Annotated in this window: 11 protein-coding genes and 1 other annotated feature; of the genes, 1 reads left to right on the top strand and 10 read right to left on the bottom strand. The window is 43.2% G+C overall.

Annotation, left to right across the window (positions count from 1 at the left end; translation table 11 throughout):
• Positions 1-26: 26 nt before the first annotated feature.
• The 8 genes from IGJ26_RS05695 to rpsB all read right to left on the bottom strand — a co-directional run bounded on the left by IGJ26_RS05695 (position 27) and on the right by rpsB (position 8228).
• Positions 27-1736 (bottom strand): proline--tRNA ligase, encoded by a 1710-nt coding sequence (locus tag IGJ26_RS05695; protein WP_008381112.1) that lies wholly within the window; start codon positions 1734-1736, stop codon positions 27-29.
• Positions 1737-1805: 69 nt separating this feature from the next.
• A complete protein-coding gene (gene rseP / locus IGJ26_RS05690) occupies positions 1806-3074 on the bottom strand; it encodes an RIP metalloprotease RseP (protein WP_194199421.1) in 1269 nt (422 codons plus the stop codon).
• Between the two features lie 150 nt (positions 3075-3224).
• On the bottom strand, positions 3225-4031 hold the full coding sequence (locus IGJ26_RS05685) for a phosphatidate cytidylyltransferase (RefSeq protein WP_005236992.1): 807 nt from the start codon (positions 4029-4031) through the stop codon (positions 3225-3227).
• On the bottom strand, positions 4028-4828 hold the full coding sequence (locus IGJ26_RS05680) for an isoprenyl transferase (protein ID WP_005236994.1): 801 nt from the start codon (positions 4826-4828) through the stop codon (positions 4028-4030). Before IGJ26_RS05680 ends, IGJ26_RS05685 begins: the two co-directional genes overlap by 4 nt.
• Positions 4829-5019: 191 nt before the next feature.
• Entirely contained in the window at positions 5020-5577 is a 558-nt protein-coding gene (gene frr, locus IGJ26_RS05675) for a ribosome recycling factor (RefSeq protein ID WP_005229434.1), read from the bottom strand.
• Position 5578: 1 nt separating this feature from the next.
• Positions 5579-6301, bottom strand: a complete 723-nt coding sequence (gene pyrH, locus IGJ26_RS05670) for a UMP kinase (RefSeq protein WP_005229433.1) — start codon at positions 6299-6301, stop codon at positions 5579-5581.
• A 147-nt stretch (positions 6302-6448) separates the two neighbouring features.
• Positions 6449-7330: a translation elongation factor Ts gene (tsf, locus tag IGJ26_RS05665; RefSeq protein ID WP_005229432.1), complete on the bottom strand. Its 882-nt coding sequence runs from the start codon at positions 7328-7330 to the stop codon at positions 6449-6451.
• Between the two features lie 109 nt (positions 7331-7439).
• Positions 7440-8228, bottom strand: a complete 789-nt coding sequence (gene rpsB / locus IGJ26_RS05660; protein ID WP_005229426.1) for a 30S ribosomal protein S2 — start codon at positions 8226-8228, stop codon at positions 7440-7442.
• A gap of 300 nt (positions 8229-8528) precedes the next feature.
• Between rpsB and IGJ26_RS05655 the strand changes: the two genes are divergently transcribed.
• Entirely contained in the window at positions 8529-8999 is a 471-nt protein-coding gene (locus IGJ26_RS05655; protein WP_016613165.1) for an arginine repressor, read from the top strand.
• An 85-nt stretch (positions 9000-9084) separates the two neighbouring features.
• Here IGJ26_RS05655 and argS read toward each other — a convergent pair whose 3' ends face one another.
• Both argS and argF read right to left on the bottom strand, forming a co-directional pair.
• A complete protein-coding gene (gene argS, locus IGJ26_RS05650; protein WP_005237000.1) occupies positions 9085-10776 on the bottom strand; it encodes an arginine--tRNA ligase in 1692 nt (563 codons plus the stop codon).
• A 127-nt stretch (positions 10777-10903) separates the two neighbouring features.
• Positions 10904-11097, bottom strand: a binding site (T-box leader).
• Between the two features lie 80 nt (positions 11098-11177).
• On the bottom strand, positions 11178-12191 hold the full coding sequence (gene argF, locus IGJ26_RS05645) for an ornithine carbamoyltransferase (protein WP_005237003.1): 1014 nt from the start codon (positions 12189-12191) through the stop codon (positions 11178-11180).
• Between the last annotated feature and the right edge of the window lie 27 nt (positions 12192-12218).

Here is a 12218-nt window from a genome sequence, read left to right as displayed (position 1 = left end):
TCTCTCGATCTACCATTTGTTCCGATTTATTCTTGGTTGGCTAATAAAATCGTCAAGGTCGAAGCGACTTCTTCTTTCCTCACTTCAACGGTTGCGCCAGTATGCTTGATTTTGATCTCCACGATGCCTTCTACGGCTTTTTTACCGATGGTCAAGCGAATCGGACAACCAATCAAATCGGCATCTGCAAATTTGACCCCTGCACGTTCATTGCGGTCATCCACCAATACTTGATAGCCGACTTGGTTCATCATTTCTTCTACTTCTTCACTTAAGGCATTTTGATAGCTATCTTCAATCGACGTTTGGATGATATGCACATCAAATGGGGCAATTTCTTGGGGCCAATCGATCCCAAACTCATTGCCGTATTGTTCGACGATTGTTGAAAGCAGCCGAGAAACGCCCAGACCATAACAGCCCATGATGATTGGTTGTTCATCGCCATTTTCATCGACAACCGTCGCTTCTTGGGCCTCGCTGTACTTGGTTCCTAACTTGAAGATATGCCCAACTTCGATTCCTCGCGTAAAGGTTAAGGTTCCTTTTCCATCTGGGGAAGGATCGCCTTCTTGAACCAAGCGAAAATCGGCAAAGGCTAGTGGTTGAAAATCACGGCCTACATTTGCATTGAGAAAATAGCTCTGTTTTTCTGCCGCTGGGACGATCAGATTCGCCATATCTTGGACATGCTGATCCGCATACAATTGGATCGAATCAGCAAGCTCAATGGGGCTGCGAAGTTGTGTGTCACTGGTCAGATAGGACTCGGCTTCTTCAGCAGTCAGGACCTTCACTTGATCAGCCGCTAAAAAATGCTTGATTTTTGTTTCATTGAGACTGTGATCACCTCGAAGCAATACCATAATGACTTGCTCGTCAACGAGCAGCAAAAATACTTGAACGATTTTTTGCAAATCCGTATCGTGTGTTTTCGCCAGTTCCTCTAACGATAATGATTCTTTATGAACGACTTTTTGTAACTCTAAGTAGGTCTCATGAGATTTTTTAGCGATATACTGACTAGTTGCTAGTTTCCAATTGGCGACATAGTCGCTTTCAGTCGAATAACAGATCAGCTCTTCGCCGATTCCAGACAATGCCAAAAACTCTTTTGAATCTCGGCCACCCATCAAGCCATTATCCCCGACCACTGCCCGATACTCGATCCCACAGCGTTTCAATATGGCATGGTAAGCCATTTCGTAGCGATTATAGGTTTGATCTAAGCTGGCTTCATCGGCGTGAAAAGAATAGCCATCTTGCATGATAAATTCACGGCTGCGAATCAATCCAAAACGCGGCCGCTGTTCGTCCCGATATTTCGTTTGGATCTGATATAAGCTCAAAGGCAGCCGCTTATAAGACGTGATCTCGTTTTTGATCAATGTCGTGAACGGCTCTTCGTGAGTGGGCCCTAAAACGATCTCTCGTTCGTTTCGATCCGTCAACCGATACAAAGACTCACCATACAATGAGGCCCGTCCAGACTCCTTCCATGGTTCATACGGAAGCAAAGAAGGCATCGCCATCTCCACAGCATCGATTTCTGCCAGCTCCTCACGAATGACCCGTTTGATCTTTTCTAACACCCTTTGAGCTAATGGCAAGTAGACATAGATGCCTGCCGCCACTTGTCGAATATACCCTGCCCTAACTAACAGTTGATGACTTAACGTCTCCGCATCGCTGGGGGTTTCCCTCAATGTCGGAATCAAACATTTTGACTGTTTCATTTTTTTCTCCTTTGCTACAAAAAATCATGTTCACCCGATCAACAATTGATTTGCTTGTGCGTCTTATTTTTAAAAGAAGAAACGTTGGATATCATTCCAGGTAACGAGAACCATCAGCAGCATCAAAAACCCAAACCCAATCAGGGTAATGATGCCTTCTTTTTCTTGACTGATTGGCTTGCCTCGCACACCTTCTAAAATATTTAAAACCAGTTTCCCACCATCTAATCCAGGAATCGGCAATAAATTAAAGATCCCCAAATTGATGGAAATCATCGCCATCATGGCGATCACCGTTGTGACACCTTGCGATGCGGCTTGAGAAGACAGTTGGAAAATCGCTACCGGTCCGCCCAATTTATTGATATCTGGTTGGGCGATCAAGTTGCCGACTGCTCTAAAAATAACCAGCGAATTGTCAATGGTCGTTTGTAAGCCACCCAGTAAGATGTCTCCGATCCCAGTTTTTAACGAAGCCGTGATCCCTAAGAAACCGATCGTGGTCTCCCCTGATTCTTGACTCGCAGGAGTTGCTGTCAAATCAAGTGTTTCCGCTCCTCGTTTGACTTCTAGAGTAATCTGAGTAGCTGGGTACTTTTGGATCTCTGTCGTCAATTCTGACCAGTTGGAAACATCGACGCCTTCAACTGCTAGGATTTCGTCGCCATTTTGCAGCCCGGCTTCAGCAGCCGGGGTTCCTGCTTCGATTCCTGTCACGACGGTTGCATCTTGATTCGCGACACCACCTTGCGCAAACACCAACCCAGTGAATAAAACCAAGGATAAAATAAAGTTATTCATCGGTCCTGCAAAATTCGTCAGCATTCGTTGCCACAGCTTTGCAGACTGGAATTGAACGTCTTTTGGTGCGATCCGAACTTCAACGCCATCTTCATGAATGATCGTTGCGTCATGATCCACAGCGTACGTAACCGCTTCTTGTTCATTGCCGTTGATGAAGCCAGTGATCGTCAACTTCTCCTCCAAGTCAAAGTCGGTCACTTCCATGGGGATCGCTTGCGGCAATTGGATCTTTTTGCTTGTATTGATTTTGATGACTCTGCCAGTTGCATCTTGAACCAAGGAGACTGGCATGCCAGGCGTTAATTCAGTCTCATCTTCGCCCCAGCCTGCCATTTGGACATACCCGCCTAATGGCAGCATCCGAATCGTGTAGGTCGTCCCATCTTTCGCTTGATGCGCGAACAATTTAGGCCCCATACCGATGGCAAACTCTCTTACTAAAATACCTGCCCGTTTTGCAAAGAAGTAGTGTCCAAATTCGTGAATCACTACCACCACGGAAAAGATAATGATAAATACAAGTATCGTTTTCATGCTCGTTCCTCTCTTTCACAGCATCCCTCTCATTCAGGGCAGCCTTTCCTTATTTTATCACACCGGTTCCCGTTGAGGAACTCACATTCCCGTTGTAACAAGAATTTAAAAAAAGAAGCGCAAGCCAAGCCTGCACTTCTTAAAAATTTTCTAAAAGACACCGAATAAATACATGATTGGAAACACAAACAACATGCTGTCGAAGCGATCTAAGATTCCTCCGTGACCTGGCAGGATATTCCCTGAATCCTTCACGCCATAGTGACGTTTGATCGCGGATTCCACTAAATCACCAAATTGCCCAGCGATCGAAAAGAGGACCGTCAATAAAATCATGATGGCACTACCGTGTCCAAAATAATCTTTCCCAGGAAATGCTAATAGATACAAACCAGCTACGACCACCGCAGCAGCAATCCCGCCTAGGGCCCCTTCGATGGTTTTATTAGGAGAAATCTCCGGCCATAATTTTCGTTGGCCGTAACGCCGTCCCACCATGTAAGCCCCAATATCCGTTGCCCACACGATAAACAGCCCGAAAACTAAAACAACTAATCCATCCGTTGCTGACCGTGCCGTCAAGAAACGTTCAAACCCGACACCGGTATATAAGCTAACGATCACCGGAAACCCAGCTTCATCGATGGTATACGTATTTTTCGAAATAACCGCGATCCCTAGTAACAAAAGAACGATCAGATAGTACAAGGCACTTTTATCTGTCCCCTCTGGCAAAAAGAAAAACCAGCGTTCTTGAGGCAAAACTAAGATCACCGCTCCGAGGATTGAAAGAATTCCTTCAAAACTGAAAATAGCTAGTCCTTTCATCCGAAATAATTCATAAACACCAATTCCTGCCATTGCTGCTGCCAGCAATTCGACGGCAATACCGCCAACATAAATAATTGGCAGGAAAAAGGCTAATGCGACGACCGCAGTGATTACACGTTGTCTCACTCTTCTTCCTCCTCTGTTTTCAAACCGCCAAAACGCCGGTTTCGTTGTTGAAAGCTCCCAATCGCGTCCTCTAATAACGCAGCATCGAAATCAGGCCAGAGCGCCTTCGTAAAGAATAACTCGCTGTATGCAATCTGCCATAACAAGAAATTACTGACACGTTCCTCACCACTCGTTCGAATCACCAATTCAGGATCCCGCAAAGGGCTTGGTAAAAAACCAGTCATCAAATGCGTCCCCAGCATGTCTTCCGTGAGCTCTGGTAGGGCTTCGCCGGAAGCCGAGAGTTCTTCATAAAGCGCTTGGACAGCTGTCAAAATTTCTGCGCGGCTGCCATAATTCAAAGCAAAATTCAAGATCATTCCCGTATTGTCTTTGGTTTGGTCGATCGCTCGCTTGACCGCTTCTTGCGTGTGTAGGGGTAAAGAATCCGTGAACCCCATCACTTTGACTTGAACATTTTCTTTGATTAGCTCAGGAACAAAGGTGTCGAAAAAGTCGACTGGTAGTTGCATCAAAAAGTCTACTTCCTCGTTCGGCCGTTTCCAATTCTCTGTAGAAAATGCATAAAGCGTCAATACCTTCACACCTAAGTGTGAAGCGTGTTTCGTGATTTTCTTTACCGTCTCCATGCCTTCTTTGTGGCCAGCTACTCTTGGCAAGCGCCGATTTTGCGCCCATCTGCCGTTACCATCCATAATGATCGCGATGTGTTGGGGAATCGGCAGTGATGGATCAAATTCATGTTCAGCCGCTTCTTTGATATATTTGTCTTTTTGTGGAAAAAAACGCAGCATCGTATTCGCTCCTCTTCCAATTCTTGAAATTCATCTTTTACATTATAACAATAATCAGATTTCTTGCCTATGAAAACCAAGAAAAGATTTCCATATTAAGAAAAAACAAAAAAACAGCTGTCATATTCAAGTACATGAGCTAGTTTCGCCCATAAAAAAAGAGCCGCTGAAGCGACTCTTCGTCATTCCTTTTAAACTTCAAGTAATTCTTGTTCTTTTTCAGCTGCGATGGCATCGATTTCTTTGATGCTGTTATCTGTAGCAGTCTGCACTTCTTTTTCAGATTCCCGCAAATCATCTTCTGTGATGTCGCCAGCTTTTTCTTGTTTCTTGTAAGCTTCCATGGCATCCCGACGAATGTTACGGACGGCGATTTTCGCATTTTCAGCTTCTTTTTTCACGTCTTTTGCTAATTCTTTACGGCGTTCTTCCGTTAATTGAGGAATCACCAAACGAATCACTGTTCCGTCATTGGCAGGCGTGATACCAATATCACTTTGCATGATGGCTTTTTCAACTTCTTGGATCATTGTTTTGTCAAAAGGTGTGATCATCAAAATTCTTGCTTCTGGAATCGTAATTGAAGCCATTTGGTTCAAGGGTGTTGGTACACCATAGTAAGTAACCATTACGCGGTCTAAGATGCTCGCGTTCGCGCGGCCAGCACGGATTTGTCCTAGTTCCCGCTGCAAGTTTTCTGCTGCTTTTTTCATTTTGTCTTTTGCTTCTGTTAAAATTTTGTCAGCCATGTTATTTCCCCCTTACTGTCGTTCCAATATGTTCACCTAAAATGGCGCGGCGAATGTTTCCATGCTCATTCAAGTTGAATACGACTAATGGAATATCGTTGTCCATACTTAATGAACTTGCGGTTGAATCCATTACTTGCAATCCTTTGGAAATGACTTCTAAATGAGTCAATTCTTCAAATTTCACAGCACTTTGATCCGTTTTAGGATCTGCTGAGTAGACGCCATCAACATTGTTTTTTGCCATCAAAATGACATCGGCGTTGATTTCAGCTGCCCGTAAGGCTGCGGTCGTATCAGTTGAGAAATAAGGATTCCCGGTTCCGCCAGCAAAAATGACGACCCGTCCTTTTTCTAAGTGGCGTTCTGCTCTACGACGAATATAAGGCTCAGCGATTTGACGCATCTCGATTGAAGTTTGGACACGCGTTGGTACACCAGCGTTTTCTAGTGTATCTTGTAATGCTAAAGCATTCATCACAGTCGCTAGCATGCCCATGTAATCAGCTTGGGCTCTTTCCATCCCCATTTGCGCACCGATTTGTCCACGCCAAATGTTTCCGCCGCCGACCACGATCGCCATCTGTACACCTAATTCGTGGACTTCCTTGATCTCTTTAACGATCTCCTGGATGGTCGGTGGTTTGATCCCAAAGCCTTCGTCACCCGCTAATGCTTCACCACTTAATTTTAATACAACACGTTGATATTTTGGTTTGCCCATCATGATTCCTCCGTACATTCTCCAATACTATTGTAGCATATTGGTGCTCTTTCGTTGAAAATTATCTACACTATTTCTTCAAAAACCGTTTTTGCTTAAAAAAAGGGAGCGCACTTCCATGCGTTCCCATCTGTTCGAGGAACAGAATTATTTTTTCACTTGGCTCATTACTTCTTCAACGAAGTTGTCTTCGCGTTTTTCGATACCTTCGCCGACTTCAAAGCGGACAAAAGATTTCACAGTTGCGCCTTTTGATGCAACATATTTTTCAACTGTCATATCTGGGTCTTTAACGAATGGTTGGTCAACCAAAGCGATTTCTGCTTTAAATTTCTTCAAGCGTCCTTCAACCATTTTTTCAACGATGTTCGCTGGTTTGCCTTCGTTCAATGCTTGTTCTGTCAAGACTTGTTTTTCATGATCCAATTCTTCTTGAGAGATTTGTGCTTCGTTCACGTAGCGAGGGTTGATCGCTGCAACGTGCATTGCAACATCTTTCGCAACTGATTCGTCAGTTGTTCCTTCAAGAACAGTCAACACCGCAATACGTCCGCCCATGTGTAGGTAACCGCCGAAAGCAGCATTGTCATCTTTTTCAACAACTTCAAAACGACGGAAGCTGATTTTTTCTCCGATTACTTGTGTTGCTTCGATCAACGCAGCATCCATTGTGCCTTTAGAGGTTTCTAATTTTAAAGCAGCATCCATATCAGCTGGTTTGTTCGCTGCGATTACTTCAGCGATTTCTTTTACTAAGTCTTGGAACATTTCGTTTTTAGAAACGAAGTCAGTTTCTGAGTTCACTTCAACGATTGCTGCTGTGTTGCCGTTGATTGCTACAGATGCTAAACCTTCAGCAGCAATACGGTCGTTTTTCTTCGCAGCTTTTGCCATACCTTTTTCACGTAATAAGTCAACGGCTTTTTCGATGTCGCCTTCTACTTCAACTAATGCACGTTTTGCGTCCATCATTCCTACACCAGTCATATCGCGTAATTCTTTTACTAATTTAGCTGTTACTTCTGCCATTTTTGTTTCCTCCTAAATGTTTTTAAACAAGATTGCTTGTCTTTAAAAAAAGCTGTTTCAAAGGAGAGTGAGGCTTGGCGCCTAGCCTTTGAAACAGCTCCATCATTTATTATTCAGCTGATGCGTTGTCGCCTTCGACAACATCAACGATTTCTTCGATTGAAGTTGCGTTTTCTGTTGATTCAGCAGCAAAATCTTCTTCTGCTACTTGGTCTTCGCCTTGGTTACCTTCGATGAAAGCATCTGCCATTTTCGCAGTGATCAATTTAACGGCACGAATAGCGTCATCATTTGATGGGATAACAACATCGATTTCGTCTGGATCACAGTTTGTATCGACCATCGCTACGATCGGGATATTTAATTTGCGTGCTTCTTGGATCGCGATACGTTCTTTACGTGGGTCAACAACGTACATTACATCTGGAATTCTTGGCATATCAGCAATACCGCCTAAGAATTTTTCAAGACGTTCGCGCTCTTTGTTCAAGCCAACGACTTCTTTTTTAGGAAGAACAGCAAATGTACCATCTTCTTCCATTTTGTTGATTTGTTTCAAACGAGCAACACGTTTTTGGATTGTTTCCCAGTTTGTCAATGTTCCACCTAACCAACGATGGTTAACATAGTATTGACCTGAACGGATTGCTTCTTCTTTGATTGCTTCTTGTGCTTGTTTTTTAGTACCTACGAACAATGCAACGCCGCCTTCTTCAGCAACATTTTTCATGTAGTCGTAAGCTGCGTCTACTAATTTCACTGTTTTTTGCAAATCAATGATGTAGATGCCGTTTCTTTCTGTGAAGATATATTTCTTCATTTTTGGGTTCCAGCGACGAGTTTGGTGACCAAAGTGTACGCCGGCTTCTAGTAATTGTTTCATTGAGATTACTGCCATGTTGTGTTTCCTCCAATTTGGTTTTTTATTTTCCTCTCTTGCTCTTTTACTCCTTGAAGAACTGAATCGATCAGCACCGCTTCGCAGATGGAACAAGATGTGGGATTGACGTGAAAAACTCACGCCTTAAACAGTATACAGTAGCTAAAAAAGAAATGCAACTGATTCAAATGAAAAACTACGATTCGCGATCCAGCTTTTTTTAACACTCTAAATCTTTTCTTATAATATCTAGGTTTTTTCGGCGTTATCTGCTATGATAAGGCTGACTTAATCAATCATGCTTAAAGGAGTTTACCTATGCGAAAAGCTGATCGCCATTTACTTATTAGACAAATCATTACTGAACATACTGTACGCACGCAAGAAGAATTATTGCATCAATTGGAAGCCCAAGGCGTCTCCGCCACGCAAGCGACTATTTCTCGCGATATTCGTGATTTGAAAATCGTGAAAGTGCCCGATGAGTCAGGTCAGACAAAGTTTGTCATTTTTCAAGGAATGCAAGCTTCTGAGGATGAAAAAGAAGAAGAGCAGCGTTTGATACAGATGATCGAAGACGTTGTCACTAAAGTAGATCGTGTGCAATTCATGACCTTGATCCATACCGTTGCGGACAATGCGCCTTTGCTTTCGGCAGCGATCGATGAAGTGACCATGCCAGAAAAAGTTTGCTCGTTGGCGGGCTTTGATACAGTAGCGGTGATTTCCCGCAGCGACGAAGACGCTGAAACTTTTTATCAATTTATCAGAAACCACGCGGTCTTATAGCGCAAAAACAGCTATAGGATCTAGCTGCATTCTTCACTACAAAAAAGCTGTGCCCTTGTCGAAACAAGAAGCACAGCTTTTTTTGTTACATTTTGTCGGGTGCGTGTAAACCAAGCAACCGTAAATCTTCTTTCAATAGAGTAGTTACTGCATAAACAAGAGCTAGACGTGCGTCTTTTTCCGTATCTTCGGCTAAGATTTTGACATTGGCATAATACTTGTTAAAGGCTTGTGCCAACTTGATGGCATGTTTGGCAATGACGGATGGTTCATATTTTTCCGCCGCTTGCATGACCGTTTCTGGGTAGCGCTGAATCAATTTGATAACTTCCCAGCTCTCAGCGTCTGCCAACGCCAGACTGCTGACAGCAGCGGGATCAAAGTTGGCTTTTTCAAGAATGCTCATGGCACGGGCATGAGAGTATTGCACGTATGGTCCGGTCTCTCCTTCAAAACGGACGACTTCTTCTAGCGTAAAGTCGAAATTATTCAATCGGTCATTTTTCAAATCGTGGAAAACGACTGCCCCGACACCGACTTGTTTTGCTACTTCTTCTTTGTTTTCAAGTGTTGGGTTCTTTTCAGTGATTTGTTCTTTCGCTGAATCGATCGCTTCATTCAATACTTCTTCCAAAAGAACAATCTTGCCTTTTCTTGTAGACAGTTTTTTCCCATCTTTGGTGATCAACCCAAATGGTACGTGGGTCATATCATCTGCCCACTCAAAGCCCATTTCCTTCAAAACAGCTTTTAATTGTTTGAAGTGATAACTTTGTTCATTCCCTACCACGTACAATGATTTTGCAAAATTGTAGGTCCGTTTGCGGTAAAGCGCTGCAGCCATATCCCGTGTGATGTAAAGGGTCGCACCATCGGACTTACGGATCAACGCCGGATTTAAGTCATAGGCAGCCAAATCAACGATTTCTGCCCCTTGGTCTTCTTTTAGCAAGTGTTTTTCTTCTAATAATTCCACGACTTCTGTCATTTTATCATTATAGAAAGCTTCGCCATTCAATGAATCAAAGGAAACTTCCAACATATCATAGATTTTATTGAATTCTTTTAATGATTCATCACGGAACCATTGCCACAAATCCATTGCTTCTTGGTCACCATCTTCTAGTTTCTTGAACCAAGCTCTCGCATCATCTTCTAATTGCTTATCTGTCTCGGCTGCTTCATGAAAATCAACATACAAACGTAATAGTTCGTTGATTGGTTCCGCTTTGACCGCTTCTTCTGACCCCCACTTCTTATAGGCAACGATCAATTTCCCAAATTGTGTGCCCCAGTCGCCTAAATGGTTGATGCGAATTGGCTGATAACCGATTTTTTCTAAAATAAAGCCGATCGAGTTACCAATCACAGTGGAACGCAAATGCCCCATTGAGATGGGTTTGGCAATATTTGGTGAAGACATATCGATCGGTACTGCTTGCTGATTGCCGATGGTTTGATCGCCAAAATGATTTTTTTCTTTGAGAACCAGCTCTAAGACATGGGCAGAGATTGCTTTTTTATCCATAAAGAAGTTTAAATACGGACCGACCACTTCAATTTTTTCAAAAGACGCTTGATCGATTTTTTCTGCTAAGTCTGCGGCAATTTGCTGCGGCGCTTTCCGATAGACTTTTGCTAGCGAGAAGGCTGGGAATGCCACATCCCCATGGTCGGCTGACTTTGGATTTTCCAGTAATTGCTGAACTTGTTCGATCGATAGATCTTCTTTTACTACTTGATGGATCGCTTGTGCGACGATTTCTTTGTTATTCATAGTATCCCTCCTATAATGACTGAACCCATTTTTTGATGAAACGTTGTTTGAAGCAAGCAAACAGTTGTATGTTTTTCATGCAAGAAATGATTGATAAAAACAAAAAAGCCTCTAGCGCATAACTTGCACTAGAGACGAGATTTCCCGCGGTACCACTCTGATTGTCCTTTTCGGACCCACTTTTTTCTGATAACGGCAGAATTCCGTTTGCTTAGCAAATTCTCACAAGTGCGTTTCACAATCTGATCAATTCGGCTTCCACCACCCCGAACTCGCTAACTGATACTCGAATCGCTACTTCTCTTGTTTCATCAAATCAAGGCTATTTACTTCCCAGAAAGTATAGCAAAGAAATGTTTGTTTGGCTAGCGAGATTCTGGCATTTTTCAAAAATTTTATTTTTATACTTTAGGAATAAATAGATCCCCGGCAGTCACTGCCATGATCGCTTTGATTGAGTGCAAACGATTTTCGGCTTGATCAAATTGACGAGCATACTTGCTACGAAAGACCTCGTCAGTGACTTCCATCTCAGAAATCCCATACGCCTGCGCTGCTTTTTTGCCATAAATAGTTTGTTCATCATGAAAAGCCGGTAAACAGTGCATAAAAATCACTTGGTCATTTTGCGTTTTTTCCATCAACGATTGGTTTACTTGATAAGGCAGCAGCTGTTCGATCCGCTCTTGAAATTTTTCTTCTTCGCCCATTGAAACCCAAACATCGGTATACACGACATCAGCGCCTAAAACACCTTGATCCACGTCATCCGTCACCAGGATCTTTGCGCCAGAGTGCTGAGCATAGGCTTGTGCTTGTTCGATAATGTTTGCTTCTGGTTGCAAGGCCTTCGGGGTGACGACATGAATATTGACCCCTAAAATCGCACTCGTCACTAACAAAGAATTGGCGACATTGTTGCGCCCATCCCCACAGTATGCGATGGTCAAGCCAGTCAGTTCACCGAAGTTTTCTTGAATGGTTAAAAAGTCAGCGATCATTTGTGTTGGATGCCAGTCATCCGTTAAGCCATTCCAAACAGGCACGCCTGAATAGTTGGCCAGATCTTCGACGACCTGTTGGCTAAAGCCGCGAAACTCGATCCCGTCAAACATGCGTCCGAATACTTTGGCGGTATCTTCAACGGATTCTTTAGACCCCAACTGAATATCATTGGCCCCTAAAAATTCCGGATGCGCCCCCAAATCCACCGCTGCAACCGTAAAGGCTGCTCGCGTCCGTGTTGAATTCTTTTCAAACAAAAGCGCAATATTTTTTCCTTCTAAGTAGCGATGTGGTTGATTGTTGGCTTTCATCCCTTTTAAGTGCTGGGAAAAATCAATTAAATATTGCAGTTCTTCTTTTGTGAAATCTTTCTCTGCTAAAAAACTGCGTCCTTTAAAAACTGATGTCATTGCATACCCGCCTCTCAAATAATTAAT

Source organism: Enterococcus sp. AZ095a (assembly GCF_050546735.1).
GTDB classification, from domain to species: Bacteria; Bacillota; Bacilli; order Lactobacillales; family Enterococcaceae; genus Enterococcus_D; species Enterococcus_D entomosocium.
The sequence above is the reverse complement of the archived record's forward strand: the minus strand, read 5'-3'. Positions and strand labels throughout refer to the sequence as shown.